This window comes from Sphingobium sp. HDIP04 (assembly GCF_000445085.1).
Taxonomy (GTDB): Bacteria; Pseudomonadota; Alphaproteobacteria; order Sphingomonadales; family Sphingomonadaceae; genus Sphingobium; species Sphingobium indicum.
Genome location: NZ_ATDO01000098.1, coordinates 1 through 23,076 on the forward strand (window position 1 = coordinate 1; position 23,076 = coordinate 23,076).

A 23,076-nucleotide genomic window follows, 5' to 3' on the forward strand; every position below is an offset into this window, starting at 1 on the left:
CTGATGCAGGGCTGTTTTCCAGTGCTGTCATTGGTGGTGTGGACTCTCAAGCGTGAGGTAAGGGCATCTGGTGAATGCCTTGGCATGTACAGGCGATGAAGGACGTGGCACGCTGCGATAAGCGTGGGGGAGCTGTGAGCAAGCTTTGATCCCGCGATTTCCGAATGGGACAACCCACCTTCACCATTTAAGACTGGTCCAGCTTCTGGCTGGCCCCGTGTTAAATGGGAGAGGTATCACTAAGCTGAATAAAATAGGCTTTGGTGAAGCGAACCCGGAGAACTGAAACATCTCAGTACCCGGAGGAAAAGACATCAACCGAGATTCCGTTAGTAGTGGCGAGCGAACGCGGACCAGGCCAGCGCCTGATATTTAGTTAGCAGAACACTCTGGAAAGTGTGGCCATAGCGGGTGACAGCCCCGTATGCGAAAGCGCAATATCAGGACTTGAGTAGGGCGGAGCACGTGAAACTCTGTCTGAACATGGGGGGACCACCCTCCAAGCCTAAATACTCGTACATGACCGATAGCGAACCAGTACCGTGAGGGAAAGGTGAAAAGCACCCCGATGAGGGGAGTGAAACAGTACCTGAAACCGGATGCCTACAAGCAGTTGGAGGGCTCTTGAAGCCTGACAGCGTACCTCTTGCATAATGGGTCTGTGACTTAGTGTATCATGCAAGCTTAAGCCGTTAGGTGTAGGCGCAGCGAAAGCGAGTCTGAATAGGGCGACTGAGTATGATGCATTAGACCCGAAACCCGGCGATCTAGGCATGACCAGGCTGAAGGTGCGGTAACACGCACTGGAGGGCCGAACCGTTTAATGTTGAAAAATTATCGGATGAGTTGTGTTTAGGGGTGAAAGGCCAATCAAGCCGGGAAATAGCTGGTTCTCCGCGAAATCTATTGAGGTAGAGCGTCGGATGATTGCCGTTGGGGGTAGAGCACTGGATGGTTGCGGGGGTCGCGAGATCTACCAATACTAACCAAACTCCGAATACCAACGAGTCTAGTCCGGCAGACAGACGGCGGGTGCTAAGGTCCGTCGTCAAAAGGGAAACAGCCCTAACCTACAGCTAAGGTCCCCAAGTCACGTCTAAGTGGGAAAGCATGTGGGATTTCCAAAACAACCAGGAGGTTGGCTTAGAAGCAGCCATCCTTTAAAGAAAGCGTAACAGCTCACTGGTCTAAACAAGAGATCCTGCGGCGAAGATGTAACGGGGCTCAAGACGTGCACCGAAGCTTAGGGTTCAGTCTTTTGACTGAGCGGTAGCGGAGCGTTCCGTAGGCCGTTGAAGCGGGAGGGTAACCGACCGTGGAGGTATCGGAAGTGCGAATGCAGACATGAGTAGCGATTAAGAGGGTGAGATGCCCTCTCGCCGAAATTCCAAGGGTTCCTGCTTAAAGCTAATCTGAGCAGGGTAAGCCGGCCCCTAAGACGAGCCCGAAGGGGGTAGTCGATGGGAACCACGTTAATATTCGTGGGCCTGGAGGTGTGTGACGGATGGTGCAACTTGTCTGGCCTTATTGGATTGGTCCAGGCAGGGAAACTGTCCCAGGAAATAGCCCCTCCGTATAGACCGTACCCTAAACCGACACAGGTGGAATGGTAGAGTATACCAAGGCGTTTGAGAGAAGTATCCTGAAGGAACTCGGCAAATTGCCTCCGTACCTTCGGAAGAAGGAGGCCCCATCTAAGCGCAAGCTCTGATGGGGGGCACAGGCCAGGGGGTAGCGACTGTTTAGCAAAAACACAGGGCTCTGCTAAGTCGGCTTCAAGACGACGTATAGGGCCTGACGCCTGCCCGGTGCCTGAAGGTTAAGAGGAGGAGTGCAAGCTCTGAATTGAAGCCCAGGTAAACGGCGGCCGTAACTATAACGGTCCTAAGGTAGCGAAATTCCTTGTCGGGTAAGTTCCGACCTGCACGAATGGCGTAACGACTTCCCCACTGTCTCCAGGATATGCTCAGCGAAATTGAATTCTCCGTGAAGATGCGGAGTACCCGCGGTTAGACGGAAAGACCCCGTGCACCTTTACTGCAGCTTCAGAGTGGCATTAGGAAAGAACTGTGTAGCATAGGTGGGAGGCTTTGAAGCGAGGGCGCCAGCCCTCGTGGAGCCATAGGTGAAATACCACCCTGTTGTTTTCTGATGTCTAACCTCGCACCGTTATCCGGTGCAGGGACCCTCTGTGGCGGGTAGTTTGACTGGGGCGGTCGCCTCCTAAAGAGTAACGGAGGCGCGCGATGGTGGGCTCAGGACGGTTGGAAACCGTCTGTTAGAGTGCAATGGCATAAGCCCGCCTGACTGCGAGACTGACAAGTCGAGCAGAGACGAAAGTCGGTCATAGTGATCCGGTGGTCCCTCGTGGAAGGGCCATCGCTCAACGGATAAAAGGTACGCCGGGGATAACAGGCTGATGATTCCCAAGAGCTCATATCGACGGAATCGTTTGGCACCTCGATGTCGGCTCATCACATCCTGGGGCTGGAGCAGGTCCCAAGGGTTTGGCTGTTCGCCAATTAAAGTGGTACGTGAGCTGGGTTCAGAACGTCGCGAGACAGTTTGGTCCCTATCTGCCGTGGGCGTCGAAATTTGAGAGGAGTTGACCCTAGTACGAGAGGACCGGGTTGAACATGCCTCTGGTGTACCTGTCGTCCTGCCAAGGGCGCAGCAGGGTAGCTATGCATGGACGGGATAACCGCTGAAAGCATCTAAGCGGGAAGCCTCCCTCAAGATAAGATTTCTTCGAGCGGTCGTAGACCACGACCTTGATAGGCCGGATGTGGAAGTGCGGTAACGCATGGAGCTAACCGGTCCTAATTGCTCTGTTCGCGCTTGAATGCTTCTCCAAAGAAGCGAGTCCCACCATCAATGACAACACTGGAATAAACCAGCGTCAAAGATGCGGTGATCACCCTCATGCCAGACATCATATCTCAAAAGTGCACGGCACCGATTAAAACCCGAAGCGCAAGCTCTATTGCTTGGTGACCATAGCGTCTGTGACCCACCCGATCCCTTCCCGAACTCGGACGTGAAACCAGTCTGCGCCAATGGTACTGTGGCTCAAGCCCCGGAAGAGTAGGTCGTCGCCAGGCATTATAGCTCGCGCTCCATTAAACCCATTCGCATGTCCATGCGCTCAACAGCGCAATGCACGCCACAACGCGCAATCCACAGAACAACCACCACAATCCGCAATATCAACACGCCCGGTCTTCACCAAGGTCGACCAAGCGCTGAAAGCTCTGTCGGCCGCCAAAGACGCGGCCCCATCATCGTCAGATGCGCACCGGAGCTTGCGCTCAGAAACAGCAGCGCGGCCAGCCGCAAATTCCGGCATGGTCATGCCCGCCGCCGGGTTCTCCAGAACCAGCCTGCGCGGCAGCCCGCCTTCGGGCTAGGTGAAGATCAACAGGATCAGGCCCGCCTATCTTACCCCATCCTGGCTGCCGGATGCTCATGTCAGCCCTTAATTTTTCGCATCCTCTTTCCGGGAGGATGCCCAATTGCGCATTCCTGTGCGAATCCCATGCCGATCGCGTAAAGTCCCACTGGAAATATAATGCAGCTTCGTGCGATAGCCGCCCCGGCAACAGCGAGTACGGTACGGATGACGGATCGAGCGGGTGAGGGGGTGGGCCACAGCCATCCGCAGGAGAAGTTGTCTCTCCTGACATTGGGGGCGCTGGGCGTTGTGTTCGGGGATATCGGCACGTCGCCGCTCTACGCCTTGAAGGAGAGCTTCGTCGGCCACCATCCGCTGGCGGTCGATTCTGCTCACATCTACGGCGTCCTGTCGCTGGTCTTCTGGACCATGACGCTGATCGTCACGGTCAAATATGTGTTCATCATCATGCGCGCCGACAATCATGGCGAGGGCGGCAGCATGGCGTTGCTTGCCCTCATCTCCCGCAAGCTGGGGGAGAGCCGATGGACGCCGACCATCGCCATATTGGGCGTGCTCGCGGCGGCGCTATTCTATGGCGACGCCATCATAACCCCGGCCGTATCCGTGCTTTCGGCGGTGGAAGGGCTGGAGACGGTGAATGACGGTTTAACGCCTTTCGTCCTTCCCATCGCCATCGTCATCCTGACCGGGCTGTTCCTGATCCAGAAACATGGCACCGCCCGGGTGGGGGCGCTGTTCGGGCCCATCATGGCGGTTTATTTCCTGGTGTTGGCGGCGCTGGGCATCCTCAACATCGCGCGCCATCCAGGGATCGTCGCCATCGTCAATCCCATGTGGGCCATCCATTTCTTCGCGCTGGATGCGAAGCTCGCCTTCCTGGCGTTGGGATCGGTGGTGCTGGCGGTGACGGGGGCGGAGGCGCTCTATGCCGATATGGGCCATTTCGGGCGCAAGGCGATCAGCATAGCCTGGCTCTACGCCGCCTTCCCCTGCCTGCTGCTCAACTATATGGGGCAGGGCGCCCTGCTGCTGGACCTGCCCGCGGCGGCGGAAAACCCCTTCTTCCTGCTCGCGCCGGAATGGGCGCGGCTTCCGCTGGTCATATTGGCCACGATCGCCACGGTGATCGCCAGCCAGGCGGTGATTTCCGGCGCCTTCTCCGTGACGCAGCAGGCGGTCCAACTCGGTTTCCTACCGCGCCTCAAGATCGCCCATACCAGCGCTGCGGCGGCGGGGCAGATCTATGTGCCGCTGGTCAACTGGGCGTTGCTGTTCCTGGTCGTGCTGCTGGTGCTGGGTTTCCAGTCGTCGAGCAACCTGGCGGCGGCCTATGGCATCGCCGTCACCGGGACCATGGTCATCACCACCTGCATGATGGCGGTGCTGACCTTCAGCGTATGGCGCTGGAACCGGCTGCTTGCCGCTGGCGTGACGGGGCTGTTCCTGACGGTGGACGGCGCCTATTTCCTGTCCAACGCGACGAAGATCCCCGATGGCGGCTGGTTCCCCCTATGGGTGGCGGCGGTGGTGTTCGTCATCCTGACGACCTGGTCGACCGGGCGGAAGATCATGAACTTCTATCTGCTGGAAGGGGCGATGGATGTCGAACTGTTCATCCAGTCCGTCTCCGGCTCCCTGAAGCGCGTGCCTGGCACGGCGATCTTCCTCAATTCCCGCGTCGAGGGCGTGCCGCCCGCGCTGCTGCACAATGTGAAGCATAACAAGATATTGCATGAGCGGGTGATCATCCTGACCGTGCGGACGGAGGGCGTGCCCCACCTGCCGCTGACCGGCCGTTCGGAAGTGACGGACCTGGGGTCCGGCTTCTACCGCGTGGTGCTGCGCCACGGTTTCATGGAGGAGGTCGACATTCCCGCCGCGATGAAGGCCGTCGAGGGCTGCGGCGGCCCCATCAACGTCAGCCAGACCAGCTATTTCCTCAGCCGCCAGACCCTGATCCCGTCGGAGAAGCCCGGCATGGCGATCTGGCGCGAAAAGCTGTTCGCATGGATGATGCGCAATGCGGTGACGCCGATGGATTTCTTCAAGCTGCCGACGAACCGCGTGGTGGAATTGGGATCGCAGGTCGAAATCTGATCCCCTCTTTGCATTTTCAACTTCACGCCGTCCTTCTCGCAAAGGCAAGGCATGGAAATCGCATGTGAAAATGATCCACTCCGCGTCTGATGCCCGTCATTGTGGGAAATTGTCCTGCACGGCGCCATGGGCCAGCCACGGAGGAACCGATGCGGCGCCGTCTTTGCAAATGGGGGACAGCTTTTATCCGGCGCGATCCGATCTCCTGCTGCGCCGGAGGGAGGTTTACGGCAGAGGGGGATTGATCCTTTGTCGTGACCCGAACGTTTCACCCAATAGAGGAGACAAGGCGACCCGATGACCGATACGCGCGCTCGCATCAACGCCATCGGGTGCGCCGTGCCCGCGCTGGACATGCATGGGCCGTTCATCCGATGGGCGACCGGGCAGTTGGACGATCCGCGAGAGCGGCGGCTGTTCCAGCGCATGGCGGAGCGGTCCGGCATCGAGCATCGCTGGTGCGCGCTGCCGCCGACGGCGGAGGGCGGGTCGCCGGTCGACCCCGGCGGCTTCTACGCGGGGGATATGCCGCCGACCTCGCTGCGCATGCGCTGCTATGCCGAACATGCGCCCCCCCTGGCGATGGAGGCGATTGCGCAGTTGAAGGCGCGGGTGCCCCTCGACGGGATCAGCCATCTGGTGGTGGCGAGCTGCACCGGCTTCGTCGCCCCCGGCATCGACCAGATCATCGCCGAACGTCTGGGGTTGGAGGGGGTCGAACGCACATTGGTCGGCTTCATGGGCTGCTATGCCGCCGTCGCGGCGTTGCGGACGGCGCGGCACATCGTCCGGTCGGAGCCCGATGCGCGGGTGCTGGTGGTGACGGTGGAACTGTCTTCCCTGCACTTCCAGCCGGAACGGCAGATCGAGCGGCTGCTGATGATGCTCCAGTTCGGGGACGGCGCGGCCGCCGCGCTGGTGACGGGGGAGGGCGCTGGCGTCGCCATCGATCGGCCCTTCTCGCTCAACCTGTCGGATTCGGCGGAACTGATCCGCTGGGACATAGGGGATAGCGGTTTCGTCATGCACCTGTCCGGAGAGGTGCCGGGGCGCATCCAGGCGGCGCTGGGCGATCCCTCGGTGCGCCGCCGCCTGTGGGGAAGCGACGATATGGCCGGGATAGACCGATGGGCGGTGCACGCAGGCGGCCGGTCGATCCTGGACGCGGTGGAGCAGGGACTGGAGCTTGGCCGCAATGCCCTGGCGCCTTCCCGCAGCGTGCTGGCGCGGTTCGGCAACATGTCTTCCTCCACCCTGATGTTCATCCTGCGCGACATGATGGAGGGTGCGGGGCAGGGGGTGGCGCTGGCCTTCGGGCCGGGACTGGCGGCGGAGGGGTTCCGCTTCGAAGGACTGGCATGAAGGCGCGCCTGCCCGCTCTGGTCGTCGGTGGCGGACCGGCGGGCACGGCGGCGGCGATCGCCCTGGCGCGGGCGGGGGCGCAGGTGCATCTCATCGACCGCCAGGGCGGCCCGCATGATGGCGTGTGCGGCGGCTTCCTTGGCTGGGATGCGTTGGCGGCATTGGCCGATCTGGGCGTGGACGCCTTCGCGCTGGGCGCACGGCCGATCCGGCGGTTGCGGCTGCTGGCGGACGGCCGGCGCATGGAACTGCCGCTGCCCCATGTCGCGGCGGGCCTCTCCCGACGGGTGCTGGACGAAGCGCTGATCGGTCGGGCGGCGCAGGCGGGAGCGGTCGTCCAGCGAGGCAGGGCGGTGCGCGCCGCCGACCCCGCAGCTCGCTCGATCCGCTTCGACGATGGCGGGCAATTGGCCGGCGACGCGCTGTTCCTGGCGACGGGCAAGCATGAATTGCGCGGATTGGCCCGCGATCTCGCCGGCTGCCGGGAAGCGCCCTGCGTCGGGCTTCGCGCAACCCTGCCCGGCAGCGCGGACCTGACTGGCGTGATCGAGATGCACCTGTTCGACGGCGGCTATGCCGGCCTGCTGCTGCAGGAGGATGGCGCCGCCAATCTCTGCCTTTCCGTTGCGCGGGACCGGCTGTCGGATGGCGTCCCCGCGATGATGCGGGCGATCATGGCGCAGGCGCCCCATCTGGCCGAGCGCGTGGGCGGAAAGATGCCGCCCCCTTTCGATGCGATTGCCGGCGTGCCCTATGGCTGGCGCGCCGCTGCGAGCGTGCCGGGCATCTTCCGCATCGGGGATCAGGGCGCGGTGATCGCTTCCCTGGCCGGCGACGGCATCGCCATTGCCCTCCACAGCGGGACCAGCGCGGCGCAGGCCTATCTGCGGGGCGGACCGCAGGCGGCGATGGGCTGGCAGGGCCAATGGCGCCGCCGCAGCCGGCGGCCGCTGGCCATTGCCGAAGCCTTGCGCCGCGGGGCGGCGGGGCCATGGGGGCGCGGGCTGCTGATGCGGTTGCTGGGCCTGATGCCGGGGCTCGGCGTTCAGGCCGCGCTGCTCACCCGCATATCCGCTCCACGCACAGGCGGAAGGAAAAGCGCCGCACGATCCGCACATCGTCCAGGCTGATGCCCGCCTCAGGCAACAACTCCGCCCAGTCGTCGGGGCGGAAAGACCGGGCGATGGACAGCCGACCATCCTCCCGCACGATGCGGTGGACGCGCAGCAGGCGGGCGAGCAGCGGAAAGCCCCAATAGGAAAAGCCATGCCGGTGCAGGTCGCAGACCAGCCAGCCCATCCGCGCCTCCGCCTCCATATGGCGCAGGAAGGTCATCAACTGCGCATCCGTCATATGGTGCGTCACCTGGCTGGAGATGATGAAGTCGAACCGTTCCGGCTGGTCCAGATAGTCCCCGGCGCGATAGTCGATGGCGAGGTCGGGCGGAGTCGCGTGGCGGGCTGCGGCAAGGCTCTTTTCATTGAGGTCGACGCCGATCAGTTCGGCCCCTATCCCGCGCCTCCTGGCCCAGCGGGCGACCGCGCGCAGGACGTCGCCGTCTCCGAAACCGACGTCGAGCAGGCGGAAATGCCGGGCCGAACCGATGGCGCGGTTGAGGAAGGCGATGGCGGGCCAGGCGGTGAAGGTCCAGCGGTTCACGCGGGCCAGGTCGTGCAGCACGCGTTCATAGACGGCGGGGTCCAGGTCCGGCGCGTCCATCTGTTCTTCCTGCCGCGAACGGATCGAAAGGTCGACCATATGCCCTCTCTTCTCTCCGGCATCATAGCATATTTTCATATCTTCATGGGTGCGGAGGCGCCGTTGATCCGGCAGTCGCGTCCAAAGCCTTGACGGAAGGCCGATTTGCTACCGCCAGCCGAGACCGAGCGCCTTTTGCAGCGCTATGTAATCCGCCGTCATTGCCGCCGTTCCCTGCGTCAGCGCCTGCGCCGCCGCCAGGCTCTGCCGCTCCGCGTCGAGAAGCTGGATGCGGGTGGCCGTTCCCGCCTCGAAACGCTGGCGCACCAATGCGGCGGCGCGGTCCGCCGAAGCCTTCGACCGGGCGGCGCTGGCGACGCTCAGCCGCCGGGCGCCGAAGCGGGAAAGCGCATCCTCGCCGTCGCGCAGGGCATTGAGCACCGCCTGCCGATATTGCGCCGCCGCCTCGTCCCGCGCGCCTTCGGCCTGTCCCACCCGGGCGGCGTTGCGGCCGAAATCGAGGAAGCTCCAACTCAGCCGCGGCATGGCGATGGCCGCCAGCGTGTCGAGGTCGACCAGATCGCCCGGATCGGTGCCGCCGATGCCGATCAGGCCCATGAAGCTGAGGCTGGGAAAGCGCGCAGCCTCCGCCACGCCGATCCTGGCGGTGGCGGCGGCGAACCGGCGCTCCGCCGCCCGGATGTCGGGACGACGCCTGAGCAGCGCGGCGGGATCGCCGACCGCCACCTGCGCCGGAGGCAGCGGGACCGGGGCGGGCGCGGCCAGCATGGCGTCGAGCGCGCCGGGCGCCTCCCCGGCCAGCGTGGCCAAGGCGTTCAGATAGGCGTCGCGCTCCGCGCTGAGCGGCAGCAGCGCGGCGTCGCTCTGCTCCAGTTGGTTGCGCTGCTGTTCCACCTCCAGGGCGGAAGCGGTCCCCTGAGCGTGGCGCTGCTCCGTCAGGCGCAGCATCTCGCGCTGCCGGGCGGCCGCCTGCTGCGCCAGCGCGATCCGTTGCTGCCGGTCGCGCAGATTGACATAGGCCTGCGCGATTTCAGCGGTCAGGCTGACCTGCGCGTCCGCGACATTGGCCTGCGCCGCCTCAACCTCAGCCCTCGCCGCCTCCACCCCGCGCCGCCGGCCACCCCACAGGTCGACCTCCCAACTCGCGTCGAAGCCCAGATTGTAGAAATTGAGCGACTGGCTGTCTCCGCCCTCCGAACTGTCTTCCTCCGAACTGCCCAGGTCGACGCCGGGCACGGTCGCATGGACGTAAAGGGCGGAGGCGTTGACATTGGGAAGGGCGTTGGCGCGCTCCGTCCGCAGCGAGGCGCGGGCCTGCCGCACCCTTGCCTCCGCCACGGCCACGCCGGGATTGGCGGCAAGCGCGCGGCTTTCCAGCGCATCGAGCACCGGGTCGCCCAACGCCGTCCACCAGGCTGCAGAGGCGGGAGCCTGCGCGCTGGCGTCGACGGGCGCCCTGGCGAATTGGGCGGCGGGGCTGACCGGCCTTGCGGCTTCCGGTCCATGATAATCCGGCCCCGCGGTGCAGGCGACGAGCGCCAGCAGGGGGAGGATGGCCGGAGGAAGGACGGTCTGGGGGAAACGCATGAAACCAGCCTCAATGCATCGCGACCGCTTGCCCCTTGGGCAAGGGACGCAGGAACAGCACCAGCGGCAATACAGCGATGATGCCGACCGCCAGCATCGTGAAGATGTCGTTATAGGTCATCACCAGCGCCTCCCGCTGGATCGTGCCGGACAATGACCGAAGCGCGGCGTCCTGCCCGCCCAGCGAATGGGCGAGGCCGCCGATATAATCCTGCACCTGGCCGCTATTGGCGCTCAGGCTTTCCTCCATGCGGCGGCTATGCAGCCAGCTTCGCTGGTCCTGGATGGTGGCGATGCCTGCCAGCGCCAGCGAGCCGCCCAGATTGCGGACAGCGTTGAACAGCCCGGCGGCATCGCCCGCATCCTCGCGCGGGACCGATGCGATGGCCGCCTGGTTGAGGAAGAGGAAACCGAACACGCTGCCGATGCCGCGCAGCAATTGCGACTCGACGAAATCATGGCCTACCGCCTGGTTGGTCAGCACCGTGTCGACCCAGCAGCTCGTCGCCATGATGAACAGCCCGGCGCCCACCGCGATGCGGATGTCGAGGTGCCGGATCAGCAGGGGGGTGAGCGGCATCAGCATCAGGCTGGGAATGCCGGACAGCAGGACGATCCGGCCCGATTGGAGCGCGTCATAGCCGGCGATCGCCGCCAGGAACTGCGGGATGACGAAGGCGGTGCCGTAGAGCATCATGCCGATCACCAGCCCCATCAGCGCCACGGCGCCGAATTGGCGGTCGAGCAGCAGTTTCAGCCGGATGACCGGCCTTTTCGCGAAATATTGCCCGGCGAACAGCAGGATGAAGCCGACGCCGGAGACGATCGACATCAGGACGATCTCGCTGCTCTGGAACCATTGTTCCCGCTGTCCCTCTTCCAGCACGATGGTGAGGCCGCCCAATCCCAGAGCCATGCCCGCAATGCCGAGCCAGTCGGCCTGCCGGAATTCGCTGAGGCGCGGCTTTTGATGCGGCATCGTCGCCAGCAGAAGGGTGATGAGCAGGATGCCCACCGGCAGGTTCAGGAAGAAGGCGTAATGCCAGCTTATATTCTCCGTCAGCCATCCGCCGACCAGCGGGCCGAGCACGGGACCGAGGATGGCGGTGACGCCGAACAGCGCGTTGCCGATCGGCTGCTGCGAACGGGGGAGGCGCGTGGCGATGATGGTCATCGCCGTGGGGATCAGCGCGCCGCCGGTAAAGCCCTGTCCGACGCGGCCGATGACCATGGTGGTCAGATCGCTGGCCATGCCGCACAACATGGAAAAGCCGGTGAAGAGGAAGGCGGCGGCGAGCAGCAGGGTACGCAACCCCAGCAGCCGTTCCAGCCAGGCGGCGAGCGGGATGATGATGATTTCCGCGACCAGATAGGATGTCGCGATCCAGGTGCCCTCCGTCCCGCTGGCGCCGATTTCGCCCTGGATGGTGGGCAGCGCGGAATTGACGATGGAAATGTCCAGCGTCGCCATCATCGCGCCCAGGCTGCCCGCGATGACGGCCAGCCATGCGGCGGTGTCGGCGCGTTCGGGCTGGGGCGGTGCGGCCGAAGCGGCGGTTCCGTTCATCGGCCGATCCGGGCGTTATGCCGCTCCTGCTCCCGGCGGATCTGCGCGGCGGCGTTCCGGGCCGAACGGGTGTCGACGGACACTTCGACGGACATGCCGGGCACCAGCAGCTTCCGGGTTTCGGGTCCGGCGCTGACGGCGATGCGCACCGGGATGCGCTGGACGATCTTGGTGAAATTGCCGGTGGCGTTCTGCGGCGGCAGGACCGAAAACTGGGCGCCGGTGCCGGGCGCGATGCTGGCGACCCGCCCCGGCAGCTCCACGCCGGGCAGCGCGTCGACCTCGATCTTCACCGGCTGGCCGACGCGCATCAGGCCCAGTTGCGTTTCCTTGAAATTCGCCTCGACATAGAGGCTGGCCTTCGGGACCAGCGTCATGAGGCGGCTCGCGGCCTGAACGAACTGGCCCTGCCTGACGCTTTTGTCGCCGATCCGCCCGTCCGCGGCCGCCCGTAATATCGTCGCCTCCACATTGGTGCTGGCGGCCGAAAGCTGCGCGCGCGCCGCCTCCCCCTGCGCTTCCGCCTGCCGCACCTGCGTCTGCAGGGTGGCGATCCGCTTCTGCGCGCTGGTCAGCGTCGCCCTGGCGGCAGCGGCCCTTGCCCGCGCCTGGATCGCCTGGTTCTGAAGCTCCGACAGGCGCTCGCGGGTTTCAGCCCCGCTCGCCGCCAGCGGGCGATAGCGCTCCACCTCGCTCGCGGCGAAGGCGGCATTGGCGTTGGCGGCGTTCAGATCGGCCTCGGCCTGGGCGATGGCGGCGCGTTGCTCCGCAATCTGGGCGACGACGCCTGCAGCATTGGCCCTGGCCACATCGATCTGCGCCACGGACTGGGCAGCCTGCGCCCGATAGTCGCGGGGGTCGATCTGCACCAGTGGCTGGCCTGCCCTCACATCCTGGTTCTCCTCGACGAAGACGCGGTCGACATAGCCGGACACCTTCGGCGCGACCGTGATCGAATCGGCCTGGATATAGGCGTCGTTGGTCGATTCCTGATATTTGCCGAAGGTTTCGAAGCGGATGAACCACAGCACGCCGCCCCCGATCAGCGCCAGCGCCGCAATCAGCAGGATCAGGCGCGTGCGCGGACTCTTGAGCGCGGAGGGGCGGCTCTGGCCCGAGTCGTCGCCATGGAGGGAGGAAGAAGCCACTGTCTCAGAATTCATGGAGGGAACCCGCTGATCTCTATCCCGTTCCTATGCTCGCGCTTGCACTATAGCGCAACACCATTTATTGAGGTTCCTCATGAATGGCGCTGACGAACAGCTACTGACCGACCTTTTTCGGGTCATCACGCTGATCCGCCGGTCTTTCGACCGCGCGATGACGGAGCAGGGCGCGTCGCTTGCCCAGACCAAGATATTGATGTGCATTAAGGCGCAGATGGGAATGGCGCGCGCCGCCGACGTGGCCGAAATCATGAACCTTGCGCCCCGCACGGTGACGGAGGCGCTGGACGGGCTGGAGCGCGAAGGGCTGATCCAGCGAGTGCCGGACAAGGAGGATCGGCGGGTGAAGCGGCTTGCCATCACGCCCGCCGGAGAGGCGGCGGTGGCCGTGACGGAACCCCTGCGGGTGGAATTGGGGGCAAGGCTTTTGAACGCCCTGACGCCGTCCGACAGGCGGCATTTTCATGCTGCGCTGCAAAAATTACTGCAGGGACTGGCTGACGCCTGACCTTTGATCCGCGCGATATTCTCTGTTATCATCGCCTGGTCGACCGGCATAAGCCCGGCGGCAGGGGAGAGTGCTATGGAGCGTATGCATTACAGCATGTGCCAATGCAGCGTCGGGTTGCTGAGCCTGTGCAGCGCATCGGCCCTGGCGTTGACCGGCACGCTCTATATCCTGCTCCACTGATCGCTGCGGCGAGCATCGGCAAGGCCGCGCCGCATCGTCGAATGCGGCGCGCACGCTAAAGATCAGTCCTTTTCCACCTGGCCCACGTCCCGCACCGCGCCGCGCGCCGCATTGGTGGTGAGCGCCGCATAGGCCCGCAGGGCAGGGGAAACATTGCGCTTGCGACCGAGCGGCTTCCACGCCTTCGCGCCGCGTCCCTCCATCTCCGCCTTGCGGGCGGCGATGACGGCGTCGTCCAGGTCCAGCCTGATGACGCGATTGGGAATATCGATGAGGATGGGGTCGCCGGTCGCGACCAGCGCGATCAGCCCGCCCTCGGCCGCTTCGGGCGACACATGGCCGATGGAAAGGCCCGACGTGCCGCCGGAAAAGCGCCCGTCGGTGATGAGCGCACAGGCCTTGCCCAGCCCCTTCGACTTCAGATAGCTGGTCGGGTAGAGCATTTCCTGCATGCCCGGCCCGCCCTTCGGCCCTTCATAGCGGATGACGACGACATCCCCCGCCTTCACCTCATTGCCCAGGATGCCGGCGACCGCCGCATCCTGGCTTTCATAGACGCGGGCCGTGCCGTGGAAGGTCAGGATGGACTCGTCCACCCCCGCCGTCTTCACGATGCAGCCTTCCGGCGCGATATTGCCGAACAGCACGGCCAGCCCGCCATCCTTGGAGAAGGGGTGCTCCGCGCTGCGGATGACGCCGGTCTCGCGGTCGGTGTCCAGTTCCTCCCAACGGGCGTTCTGGCTGAACGCCTGGGTGGTGCGGACGCCGCCGGGGGCGGCGCGGAAGAAGTTGCGGACCTCCTCGCTATTGGTGCGGCCAATGTCCCAGCGGTTGAGCGCATCGCCCAGCGTCGGCGCATGGACGGTCGGCAGGGTCGCGTCGACCAGTCCGGCGCGTTCCAGCTCGCCCAGGATCGCCATGATGCCGCCCGCGCGATGGACGTCCTCCATATGCACGTCATTCTTGGCCGGGGCGACCTTGCAGAGGCAGGGAACGCGCCGTGACAGACGGTCGATGTCGGCCATGGTGAAGTCCACCCCGCCCTCATAGGCGGCGGCGAGCAGGTGAAGCACCGTATTGGTCGACCCGCCCATGGCGATGTCCAGGCTCATCGCGTTCTCGAACGCGGCGAAGGTGGCGATGTTGCGGGGCAGGGCCGACGCGTCGTCCTGTTCGTACCAGCGCTTGGCGAGGTCGACGATGGTACGGCCCGCCTCCAGGAACAGCTTTTCGCGGTCGGCATGGGTGGCCAGCGTCGACCCGTTGCCCGGCAGCGACAGCCCCAGCGCTTCGGTCAGGCAGTTCATCGAATTGGCGGTGAACATGCCGGAGCAGGAACCGCAGGTCGGGCAGGCGGACCGCTCGATGACCTTCACTTCCTCGTCGGTATAGCTGTCGTCGGCCGCCACGACCATGGCGTCGACCAGGTCCAGCGCGACGGTCTTGCCGCGCAGCTCGGTCTTGCCGGCCTCCATCGGACCGCCCGAAACAAAGATGGTCGGGATGTTGAGGCGCATCGCGGCCATCAGCATGCCGGGCGTGATCTTGTCGCAGTTGGAGATGCACACCAGCGCGTCGGCGGTGTGGGCGTTCACCATATATTCGACGCTGTCCGCGATCAGATCCCGGCTGGGCAGCGAATAGAGCATGCCGTCATGGCCCATGGCGATGCCGTCGTCGACCGCGATGGTGTTGAATTCCTTGGCGACGCCGCCCGCCGCCTCGATCTCCCTCGCGACAAGCTGGCCCAGATCTTTGAGGTGCACATGCCCCGGCACGAACTGGGTGAAGCTGTTGGCGATGGCGATGATGGGCTTGCCGAAATCCTCGTCCTTCATGCCGGTGGCGCGCCAGAGGCCGCGCGCGCCCGCCATGTTGCGGCCGTGGGTGCTGGTGCGTGAACGATAATGCGGCATGGGTCTGTCCTCGGTTCCTCTCCGGCCCGCCTTACGCCATTGGGGACAGGTTGTGAAATATATTGCGGGCACGCTATAAGGTCGTAGGATGAATGAATGACATGGACCTGCGCCAGCTCAACCATTTCCTCGCCGTGGCGGAGGAACTGCATTTCGGCCGCGCCGCCGAACGGCTGGGCATGACCCAGCCGCCGCTCAGCCAATCCATCATGGCGCTGGAGCGCGAACTGGGCGCGCCTCTCTTCACCCGGACCAAGCGGCAGGTGGCGCTCACCCCCTTTGGACGGCAATGGCTGGAGCATGTCCGGCCCGCCGTGGGGGCCGTGGCCGACCTGGCTGCCGCGGCGCGGCGGCTGCGGGCGGGGACGGTCGGGCGGCTCGCCCTCTCCTTCGTCAGTTCGGCGGACTACAGCATCCTGCCCGCGCTGGTGCGGCGCTATGCCAATGCCTTTCCCGACGTCGACATGACGCTGATGGAAGCGACGAGCGACGTGCAGGTGGAGGCGCTGGTCGAAGGGCGGACCGACGCCGGGCTGCTGATCCCGCCCGCGTCCGGCCTGCCCGCCGCCATCGATTATCGCCCGTTGCTGCGCGAGCCGCTGGTCGCCGCCGTGCCGGAGAATTGGGCGAAGGACGGCCGCCTGCTGGTGGAGGAGGGCAGGCTGGCCGGAGAGAGCTGGCTCGACCAGCCGTTGCTGCTTTTCCCACGCCACGTTTCGCCCACCTTCCACGACCTGATCGTCGATCATTATCGGGTCAGGGGGCGGGAGCCGCATGTGCGCCAGCGGGCGATCCAGATGCAGACGATCATCAGCCTGGTGTCCGCCGATATGGGATTGGCGCTGGTCCCTGCGTCCCTGCGCAACCTCGCCCGGACGGGCGTGCGCTACCTGCCGCTGGCCGGCCCCGCTCCCCTGCTGGAAACCGGCCTGGCATGGCGCCGGTCGGACGAGGCGCCGACGCTGCGCGCCTTGCTGGGCATAGCCCTCGACATGGCCGAGGGCTGACCGCCTTACCGGACGACGGCGCGGGTATAAAGGTGCCAGGTCGCATAGCCCAGCACGGGCAGCACCACCGCCAGCCCCACCAGCGCGGGCAGGGCGCCCAGCACCAGCAGCGCCACCACGATCAGGCCCCAGGCCGCGACCGTCACCGGATTATGCCATGCCACGCGGCAGGATGTGCGCACCGCGACGCCCCAGTTGACCGGCTTGTCCACCGCCATGGGAAAGGAAACGACGCTGACCGCCAGCGTCAGCAGGGCGAAGCCGAAGCCGACCAGATTGCCGACCACGATCATACGCCAGCCCTGCGACGTGCCGAACAGGGCCGAAAGGAAAGCGCCCGGGGAGGATGTCGACCCAGGCACATTTTCCAGCGTCGCATGATAGATGAACCAGGCCGCCGCCATCCACGCCATGAACAGCAGCGCCAGCACGCAGGTCAGGTCGAACAGGGCGGAGCCGCCCGGCTTGCGGATCACGTCCAGGAAATGGCGCCAGCGCGCGTCCAGCCCCGCCTCCCGCCGCCGCGCCAGTTCGTAGAAGCCGCTGGCGAAGGCTGGCCCCAGCAGGATCGCGCCCGCCACCAGCGGGAAGATCAGCGGCAGGATCGACATCTGGCTGGCGGACATGATCGCCAGCGCGACAATGATCGGATAGATGAAGCCGATGAACAGCAGATCGCCCCTTTTGGCCAGGAAATCGTCCCAGCCCTGGCGCAGGGCAATGCGCAGATCGTCGAACGTGATGGTGCGGACGGAAATATCTTTCCCGGCGGACGCCGCCTGGGACGGGTGAGCCATTGCCATGGTGCGCTCTCCTGACCGAACGCCATGAAGCCCTTTATTCCGATCTGTCCTCTGTCGGGACATGCGCGCCTTCCGGGCGAGCATCTCTCGGCATGAGGGATGCGCCTCATGGCCAATGGCGGCATCCTACACCCGGAACACCGCATCCGCCAGTCCCTCCGATCCCGGGCCGCAACGACATTTCCGCCTTCGCTCATGGGTGGTTCTGAACCGGAACGCATAGCGTTCTTCTCGGCCATCTTTGCGAAGCGGGTTAACCCATGGCATTGAAAATCTGTTTTCGGAACCGGGACAAGGAACGGGAATCCCCTCCTCGCGCTTATCGGTGAACAGGCGGACAGGAGCGATCATGGACAAGAGCCGCAGGGGCACCCGAACGCCCTGCACGCATATCGTCATCACGGGCGCGTCGAGCGGCATAGGCCAGGCCACGGCGGAGGCTTTCGCGGGCCAGGGCGCAAAGCTGGTTTTGGCGGCGCGGGATGGCGAGGCGCTGGAAGCCGTGGCGGAAAGGTGCCGACGGGCCGGCGCGGAGGTGCTGACCGTGCCGCTCGACATCGCGGATGCGGAGGCGGTGCGGCAACTTGCCCAGTCGGCGCGCGATTTTTGCGGATCGATCGACCTCTGGTTCAGCAATGTCGGCGTCGGGGCCGTCGGCAAGTTCGTCGACGTCCCGATCGAGGCGCATGAACGGACGATCCGCTCCAACCTCATCGGCCATATGAATGACGCCCATGCGGTGCTCCCGATCTTCATGGCGCAGCGGCATGGGATCTTCGTCAACATGATCTCGCTCGGCGGACTGACCGGCACGCCCCATGCCGCCGCTTATGGAGCGAGCAAATTCGGCCTGCGCGGCTTTTCGGAGGCACTGCGAGCCGAAATGACGGAATGGCCGGACATCCATATCTGCGACGTCTATCCGGCCTTCGTCGACACGCCCGCGCTGCGCCATGCCGGCAATTATACGGGCAAGGCGCTGACCGCTCCATCGCCCATGCTGGACCCGAGGAGGGTGGCGGCCGCCATCGTCGGCCTGGCCGACCGGCCCCGCGACAGCGTGCTGCTGGGGGCGCCGACCTGGTTGGTGCGGTTCGCCCATCCGCTTGCGCCCTCGCTGCTCAGCCGGATCGGGAATCTGGCCTTCGGGCGCTACTTCGCCTCGGCGGAACGCGCGCCGGTCTCGCGGGGCAATCTGTTCGATCCGCCTCGGGACAGCGGCGGCATCGATGGCGGCTTTCGCAAGCCCGCGCCGGAACGGCGGAGGGCGGTTCTGTCGGCGGGCGCAGGCGTGGCGGCCGGGGTTCTGCTCCTCGGCCTGCTGTCGGCGCGACGTTCGTTCGGGCGATAGCGGAATGACGGCGCCCCTGGATTGCCTGGTGGTGGGCGCAGGCCCAGCCGGCCTGACGGCGGCCATTTATCTCGCCCGCTTCCATCTCAGGATCGCCATCGTCGACGCGGGCAACAGCCGCGCCGCGCTGATCCCGCATACCCGCAATCATGCAGGCTATCCGGGCGGCATATCGGGCCGGGAACTGCTCGCGCTGATGCGTCGCCAGGCGGCGGAATTCGGCGGCGAGGTGACGGAAGGACTGGTCACGGGGCTGGAGAAGGACGGCGACATTTTCCTGGCGCATGTCGAGACCGGGGCATGGCAGGCGCGCAGCGTGCTGCTGGCGACCGGCGTGGTGAACAACGCGCCGCCCATGTCGCCCGACATTCACGATGCGGCGCTGCGGCAGGGCTTGTTGCGCTATTGCCCGATCTGCGACGGATATGAAGCCACGGACCGGCGCATCGCCGTCATCGGGACGGGCGAGCGCGGCGCGAACGAAGCGATGTTCCTGCGCACCTATTCGGCCGACATCAGCTTGATTTCACCTCAGGGAGATCATGAACTGTCCGCCGACCAGAGGATGAGGCTGGAGGAGGCGGGCGTCGCGTTGGTGAACGGCCCTTGCGAACCCCTCCGCATCGAGGGCGAGCGCATATTGGTGCCGACGCCGAACGGGGCCGAAGCCTATGATACGGCCTATCCCGCGCTTGGATCGATCATCCGGTCGGAACTGGCGATGATGCTGGGCGCTGAAGCCACGGACGACGGCTGCCTCCTTGTCGACGACCATCAGCGCACGAGCGTGCCGGGCCTTTACGCCGCCGGCGACGTCGCCAAGGGCCTGGACCAGATCAGCCACGCCATGGGTGAGGGCGGCGTCGCCGCCACCACGATCCGCAACGACCTGGCGGCGAGGATTTCGCTGCTTCGATAGGCTGGCCTATCGCCCGGACCCGTTTTGCGCCGCGGATGAACCCGAAGACCCTTGCGTCGCCGTGGGACTGTCGGCGGCGGAAACGGCGCCCCGCGTGCTGGTCTCTCCATCCGTCATGGCGGTGCCGGGGCCTTCGCCGGGAATGCCGTCCGGCACGGTGCCGGCGGTCGTGTTGCTGGGCGCGAAGGTGGAATCGCCGGAATCGGCCTGATCGGATGGCGCGCATGCGGCCAGCGCGACAAGGAGAAATGCGGGTTCGGCCATTTTCATCGCTTCATTACCCTCTGATGACTGTTATTCTGCAACGGCCCAATTTCAGGGCCGTTCCCGCAAATCCGCCTCCATATAAAACTATATCAGCCCGCGCCGCCGGGTAGGACGGCGGAAAATGACAGAGGTGACACTTTACCGAGTTCCGGCCATGTGCGCCAAAGTGTCACGGTTGATTTCGGGGAGGGGCGCGGAATGGGCCATTCCTGCGACATCGCCGGCATAATGACCGCTGAGCGATATAAATTTGCCTATGTCGTGAAAGTGCCGGCGAAATCCCGCGCCCGTCGGGTAAAGTGTCATCCGTGCTTTTTGTTGGAGGATCGCCGCAGAGGGGATTCACACGGACTCAGCATGTGCTAGATTCCGCATATGTTCTACCAGCCCGATCTCTTCGAGCAATCTCCGCCGCCATCCAGCCCGTCATCGCGACGCGGGGCGGCCGCGCTTCCGGACCTTGTCGAACGCATATCGACCGTATCGAAACGGCCGCGCTATGCATTGCTGGTGCTGAAGCTGATCGCGCAGGAAGCCGGTTCTCATGACAGCGTCGGTCCCTATGTCGGAAGCGGCAAGGGGAGGGTGCCGGTGCGCGACTGGCTATGCCAGGCGCTCGCGCCCCTTGCGCAACGGGATTGTCGGCGGCGCGCCATGATCGACGCGGTGCGCGCCGATCTCATCTCGCGGGCAGGCATGGTCGACCCGGAAGAGATGGAACGCCGGCTCGAACAGGAGGTCCGGTCGCGGATCTTGCGGTCCGGCCGGACGAATGTGAGCCGGGTCGTGTCCGACCTGGTCCGCGCCGGCCTGCTGCGCCGCCACTATCAGGGGTATCGGGTCGATCATCCCAATCGCGGCGCCCAGCGCGAAGCCGTCTATACGATCACGGCCGAGGCGAAGCGGGCGCTCCAGCGCCATTGAGGGACATGGGATGACCGGAGTTCAGCAATCCTCGTCTGGCAGGCGTCCGGTTCTTGCCATTGAGGGGCGGAACTCCCATCGTCTCCCTCCTGTCCGCACATTGTCGGAATTTAACATAAGATATATTATCGGTCTTATTGCAAGGCGATGACGAACAGGCAAGTGATGGTCCGGCAAAGAAATGCCCTGCCCCTCGCGGGACAGGGCTTTCGCGGCCTGGATGAGCCGGTCGCGTTTCGCCGGCAAGGATCGATCCTCACGGCATTTCAGGACCGGCCTTATTCTTCGCCATTGTCCTTGACGCCGACCGTCGGCACGTCGATGGTTTCCTTCTTGCTGCCGACGACCACTGCCTTGGAATCGACGTCGACCTTCGGCAGTTCGCCGCCCTTCACGCTGACTTCGGGAACGTCGCCGCCGGAGACATCCGCTTTCCAGAAGCCGGTCGCGAACAATATTCCGGCAATCGCCAGAATGACGATCAATAGGATCGCAATGGTCCGGCCGCTGCGATGCTTGTGAACGACGACGCGGTCATCCGTATAACGATCTCTATGAACTTCAGCCATCTCCGTCCTCCTCCTCAAGAGACGAGGGAAACAATCGGCTCTCAACTCTTGTTCCACTCTTCATTCAAGGGGGGGCGCCCTTCGGACAATTTCCGCGCCGGGGAGGTTCACCATTTGTCGCAAATCGATTGCCTTTCGCCTGCCGCCAGGCAAAGAAAAGGGCGGATAAAAAAAAGGGGCGCATTCATGAAAACGGGGTTCTGTGCATTGGCGCTTGCAATCGGCTTGGCCCTGCTGCCCGTGCCGGCGCATGCGGACGACCCCAATGATCCGACCATGCGCAGCGCCGCCGCGCGCGCGCGGGACCGCGCGACCATCAAGCGGATGAACCAGCAGCAGCTAGCCTATGTCCGTCAACGCGACGCCAGGATCATGCAGAACTACCGCCAGGCGCAGGGCCAGCGGGAAGGCTATGCCGACGCCCGCGACGAATATGCGCGCAGTATGGCCGAATGGCGCCAGGCCGTCGCGGCTTGCAACGCCGGACGATGGGAATATTGCGACGATTGATCCGGATGGCGGATCGGGCCGTTCCTATGGCTTGCCCTTTCCGTACCCTAAATGGTCATGCTGCCGCTTCAAATCGCCCGGTCAGGAAACGGCGACGGGCCGGGGGTAGGGAAACTCCCTCCCCCCTCGCCCCTTACAGCCCGTCCAGGCCCTTGCTGACCAGGATGTTCACCGCGACGCGGCGATTTTGCGCCTTGCCCTCGATGGTGTCGTTGCTCGCGACGGGGTCCGCCTCGGCCATGCCGGTCGGGGTCAGCATGCGATAGGGCTTCCAGCCGCAGGCCTGCTGAAGATAATTGACGACGCGGCCGGCCCGCTTCTCGCTAAGCTCCTGGTTGAATTCATCGTCTCCGGTGGAATCGGTGTAGCCGACGACCAGCAACAGGGCGTTGCTCATCCCCTCGGCCGTGGCCGCCGTGGCGCAAAGGTCGTTCTTGGCCTGGGCCGACAGCACGGCCTTGCCGGTGTCGAAATTCACGTTGGTCGTGCTCTTCACATTATATTGGTCGATCTCGCCCATGCGACCGCGCAGCGCCGCCGTCGCCGCAGTCTGCTCCTCAAAGCCCTGGGCGGTGCCGTTGTGGATCATCGATGCGGTCTTCAGATCCTTGTTCTGGAGATTGATCTGGCTCGCCACCAGGCCCTCGCCCGATTGCAGCGTCTTGACCGTGACCGGCAGGCCGTTCAGCAGCGAGGTCGCGGCAAGCCTGCTGCGATTGAGGCCAAAAAGGCCCTTGCTGGCGCTGATCTTGGTGGCGTCGTTGATGGAGATAACGGATTTGGTGCCGTCGGCGGCCGTGACCTGCATCTTGTCGCCGCTGCGCGCGGAAATGATGCCCTTGATTTCAGGGCCTGCGGTCTTTTCGGCCGGCAGATAGGCGGTCGCCGAAACGTCGGCGGCCGGCGCCTCCTGCGTCTGCGCAGCCACGCTGGCCGACGAAGCGCCGGCAAGCAGGGCAAGAACGAAGAGATATTTCGGGCTGTTGGAAACCACACTCATCACGTTACTCCTCCAAAATCGGTCAGTCGGGCCTGCATGATCGCAGCTTTTCGTCCGACTGCCGGTCGCGTGATGGCGTATTCGGCTGTCAGAACCCCCTCCATTTGCCTTCCCAGAATATGCCTCATGACGTCACGGATGAACGCCATGGACATTCTGCCTGTTGATGCCGACCTTTCTGCTACATGAACAATCCGGTGCATTCC

The 23,076-nt window shown here is 64.5% G+C and carries 18 protein-coding genes and 2 rRNA genes; 11 read left to right on the forward strand and 9 right to left on the reverse strand.

What is annotated here, in order from left to right:
• The first annotated feature begins 47 nt into the window (after positions 1 to 47).
• From L286_RS37935 to L286_RS37955, 5 genes are all read left to right on the forward strand, one after another.
• Positions 48 to 2,843, forward strand: a 23S ribosomal RNA gene (locus L286_RS37935).
• Positions 2,844 to 2,986: 143 nt separating this feature from the next.
• Positions 2,987 to 3,101: ribosomal RNA gene (rrf, locus tag L286_RS37940) — 5S ribosomal RNA — on the forward strand.
• 515 nt (positions 3,102 to 3,616) lie between these two features.
• Positions 3,617 to 5,512 (forward strand): potassium transporter Kup, encoded by a 1,896-nt coding sequence (locus L286_RS37945; RefSeq protein WP_025160872.1) that lies wholly within the window; start codon positions 3,617 to 3,619, stop codon positions 5,510 to 5,512.
• Positions 5,513 to 5,809: 297 nt separating this feature from the next.
• On the forward strand, positions 5,810 to 6,874 hold the full coding sequence (locus tag L286_RS37950; RefSeq protein ID WP_020817734.1) for a type III polyketide synthase: 1,065 nt from the start codon (positions 5,810 to 5,812) through the stop codon (positions 6,872 to 6,874).
• Positions 6,871 to 8,004 (forward strand): NAD(P)/FAD-dependent oxidoreductase, encoded by a 1,134-nt coding sequence (locus L286_RS37955; protein WP_020817733.1) that lies wholly within the window; start codon positions 6,871 to 6,873, stop codon positions 8,002 to 8,004. The genes L286_RS37950 and L286_RS37955 overlap by 4 nt, the downstream gene beginning before the upstream one ends.
• Here the strand turns inward: L286_RS37955 and L286_RS37960 are convergent.
• The 4 genes from L286_RS37960 to L286_RS37975 all read right to left on the reverse strand — a co-directional run bounded on the left by L286_RS37960 (position 7,934) and on the right by L286_RS37975 (position 12,910).
• A complete protein-coding gene (locus tag L286_RS37960; RefSeq protein ID WP_020817732.1) occupies positions 7,934 to 8,632 on the reverse strand; it encodes a methyltransferase domain-containing protein in 699 nt (232 codons plus the stop codon). The two genes, L286_RS37955 and L286_RS37960, sit on opposite strands and share 71 nt — an antisense overlap.
• A 108-nt stretch (positions 8,633 to 8,740) precedes the next feature.
• Positions 8,741 to 10,180 carry an efflux transporter outer membrane subunit gene (locus L286_RS37965; RefSeq protein WP_020817731.1) on the reverse strand — a complete coding sequence of 480 codons (1,440 nt, stop codon included), beginning with the start codon at positions 10,178 to 10,180 and terminating at the stop codon, positions 8,741 to 8,743.
• Between the two features lie 10 nt (positions 10,181 to 10,190).
• Positions 10,191 to 11,747, reverse strand: a complete 1,557-nt coding sequence (locus L286_RS37970) for a DHA2 family efflux MFS transporter permease subunit (protein WP_020817730.1) — start codon at positions 11,745 to 11,747, stop codon at positions 10,191 to 10,193.
• A complete protein-coding gene (locus L286_RS37975; RefSeq protein ID WP_021223600.1) occupies positions 11,744 to 12,910 on the reverse strand; it encodes an HlyD family secretion protein in 1,167 nt (388 codons plus the stop codon). The genes L286_RS37970 and L286_RS37975 overlap by 4 nt, the downstream gene beginning before the upstream one ends.
• Before the next feature lie 79 nt (positions 12,911 to 12,989).
• Between L286_RS37975 and L286_RS37980 the strand changes: the two genes are divergently transcribed.
• Entirely contained in the window at positions 12,990 to 13,421 is a 432-nt protein-coding gene (locus tag L286_RS37980; protein ID WP_007688033.1) for a MarR family winged helix-turn-helix transcriptional regulator, read from the forward strand.
• A 245-nt stretch (positions 13,422 to 13,666) separates the two neighbouring features.
• Here the strand turns inward: L286_RS37980 and ilvD are convergent, their stop codons facing one another.
• Complete coding sequence (gene ilvD / locus L286_RS37990) at positions 13,667 to 15,520, reverse strand: dihydroxy-acid dehydratase (protein ID WP_007688035.1); 1,854 nt, start codon at positions 15,518 to 15,520, stop codon at positions 13,667 to 13,669.
• A 101-nt stretch (positions 15,521 to 15,621) separates the two neighbouring features.
• Between ilvD and L286_RS37995 the strand changes: the two genes are divergently transcribed.
• Positions 15,622 to 16,527: a LysR family transcriptional regulator gene (locus L286_RS37995; RefSeq protein WP_020817728.1), complete on the forward strand. Its 906-nt coding sequence runs from the start codon at positions 15,622 to 15,624 to the stop codon at positions 16,525 to 16,527.
• Between the two features lie 5 nt (positions 16,528 to 16,532).
• Here L286_RS37995 and L286_RS38000 read toward each other — a convergent pair whose 3' ends face one another.
• Positions 16,533 to 17,330 carry a DUF2189 domain-containing protein gene (locus tag L286_RS38000; protein WP_007688037.1) on the reverse strand — a complete coding sequence of 266 codons (798 nt, stop codon included), beginning with the start codon at positions 17,328 to 17,330 and terminating at the stop codon, positions 16,533 to 16,535.
• A 349-nt stretch (positions 17,331 to 17,679) separates the two neighbouring features.
• Between L286_RS38000 and L286_RS38005 the strand changes: the two genes are divergently transcribed.
• Positions 17,680 to 18,681, forward strand: a complete 1,002-nt coding sequence (locus L286_RS38005) for an SDR family oxidoreductase (protein WP_020817726.1) — start codon at positions 17,680 to 17,682, stop codon at positions 18,679 to 18,681.
• Between the two features lie 4 nt (positions 18,682 to 18,685).
• Complete coding sequence (locus L286_RS38010) at positions 18,686 to 19,600, forward strand: NAD(P)/FAD-dependent oxidoreductase (RefSeq protein ID WP_020817725.1); 915 nt, start codon at positions 18,686 to 18,688, stop codon at positions 19,598 to 19,600.
• Between the two features lie 6 nt (positions 19,601 to 19,606).
• Here the strand turns inward: L286_RS38010 and L286_RS38015 are convergent, their stop codons facing one another.
• On the reverse strand, positions 19,607 to 19,864 hold the full coding sequence (locus tag L286_RS38015) for a hypothetical protein (RefSeq protein WP_193746243.1): 258 nt from the start codon (positions 19,862 to 19,864) through the stop codon (positions 19,607 to 19,609).
• A 378-nt stretch (positions 19,865 to 20,242) separates the two neighbouring features.
• Between L286_RS38015 and L286_RS38020 the strand changes: the two genes are divergently transcribed.
• Positions 20,243 to 20,791 (forward strand): hypothetical protein, encoded by a 549-nt coding sequence (locus L286_RS38020; protein WP_007688040.1) that lies wholly within the window; start codon positions 20,243 to 20,245, stop codon positions 20,789 to 20,791.
• Between the two features lie 278 nt (positions 20,792 to 21,069).
• Here the strand turns inward: L286_RS38020 and L286_RS38025 are convergent, their stop codons facing one another.
• A complete protein-coding gene (locus L286_RS38025; RefSeq protein ID WP_007683429.1) occupies positions 21,070 to 21,360 on the reverse strand; it encodes a hypothetical protein in 291 nt (96 codons plus the stop codon).
• Positions 21,361 to 21,546: 186 nt separating this feature from the next.
• Here L286_RS38025 and L286_RS38030 point away from each other — a divergent pair, with 186 nt between their 5' ends.
• Positions 21,547 to 21,870 carry a hypothetical protein gene (locus tag L286_RS38030; protein WP_025160439.1) on the forward strand — a complete coding sequence of 108 codons (324 nt, stop codon included), beginning with the start codon at positions 21,547 to 21,549 and terminating at the stop codon, positions 21,868 to 21,870.
• 133 nt (positions 21,871 to 22,003) lie between these two features.
• Here L286_RS38030 and L286_RS38035 read toward each other — a convergent pair whose 3' ends face one another.
• Positions 22,004 to 22,870, reverse strand: coding sequence for an OmpA family protein (locus tag L286_RS38035; RefSeq protein WP_020817722.1), 867 nt, complete (start codon positions 22,868 to 22,870; stop codon positions 22,004 to 22,006).
• Between the last annotated feature and the right edge of the window lie 206 nt (positions 22,871 to 23,076).

What these genes read in the sequence shown, in the direction of transcription:
- ilvD (WP_007688035.1), bottom strand. Translation starts at nt 15,520, where the DNA reads ATGCCGCATTATCGTTCACGCACCAGCACCCACGGCCGCAACATGGCG.
- L286_RS38035 (WP_020817722.1), bottom strand. Translation starts at nt 22,870, where the DNA reads ATGAGTGTGGTTTCCAACAGCCCGAAATATCTCTTCGTTCTTGCCCTG.
- L286_RS38030 (WP_025160439.1), top strand. Translation starts at nt 21,547, where the DNA reads ATGAAAACGGGGTTCTGTGCATTGGCGCTTGCAATCGGCTTGGCCCTG.
- L286_RS38010 (WP_020817725.1), top strand. Translation starts at nt 18,686, where the DNA reads ATGACGGCGCCCCTGGATTGCCTGGTGGTGGGCGCAGGCCCAGCCGGC.
- L286_RS38025 (WP_007683429.1), bottom strand. Translation starts at nt 21,360, where the DNA reads ATGGCTGAAGTTCATAGAGATCGTTATACGGATGACCGCGTCGTCGTT.
- L286_RS38005 (WP_020817726.1), top strand. Translation starts at nt 17,680, where the DNA reads ATGGACAAGAGCCGCAGGGGCACCCGAACGCCCTGCACGCATATCGTC.
- L286_RS37995 (WP_020817728.1), top strand. Translation starts at nt 15,622, where the DNA reads ATGGACCTGCGCCAGCTCAACCATTTCCTCGCCGTGGCGGAGGAACTG.
- L286_RS37960 (WP_020817732.1), bottom strand. Translation starts at nt 8,632, where the DNA reads ATGGTCGACCTTTCGATCCGTTCGCGGCAGGAAGAACAGATGGACGCG.
- L286_RS37955 (WP_020817733.1), top strand. Translation starts at nt 6,871, where the DNA reads ATGAAGGCGCGCCTGCCCGCTCTGGTCGTCGGTGGCGGACCGGCGGGC.
- L286_RS37945 (WP_025160872.1), top strand. Translation starts at nt 3,617, where the DNA reads ATGACGGATCGAGCGGGTGAGGGGGTGGGCCACAGCCATCCGCAGGAG.
- L286_RS37965 (WP_020817731.1), bottom strand. Translation starts at nt 10,180, where the DNA reads ATGCGTTTCCCCCAGACCGTCCTTCCTCCGGCCATCCTCCCCCTGCTG.
- L286_RS38020 (WP_007688040.1), top strand. Translation starts at nt 20,243, where the DNA reads ATGTTCTACCAGCCCGATCTCTTCGAGCAATCTCCGCCGCCATCCAGC.
- L286_RS38000 (WP_007688037.1), bottom strand. Translation starts at nt 17,330, where the DNA reads ATGGCAATGGCTCACCCGTCCCAGGCGGCGTCCGCCGGGAAAGATATT.
- L286_RS37975 (WP_021223600.1), bottom strand. Translation starts at nt 12,910, where the DNA reads ATGAATTCTGAGACAGTGGCTTCTTCCTCCCTCCATGGCGACGACTCG.
- L286_RS37950 (WP_020817734.1), top strand. Translation starts at nt 5,810, where the DNA reads ATGACCGATACGCGCGCTCGCATCAACGCCATCGGGTGCGCCGTGCCC.
- L286_RS37980 (WP_007688033.1), top strand. Translation starts at nt 12,990, where the DNA reads ATGAATGGCGCTGACGAACAGCTACTGACCGACCTTTTTCGGGTCATC.
- L286_RS38015 (WP_193746243.1), bottom strand. Translation starts at nt 19,864, where the DNA reads ATGGCCGAACCCGCATTTCTCCTTGTCGCGCTGGCCGCATGCGCGCCA.
- L286_RS37970 (WP_020817730.1), bottom strand. Translation starts at nt 11,747, where the DNA reads ATGAACGGAACCGCCGCTTCGGCCGCACCGCCCCAGCCCGAACGCGCC.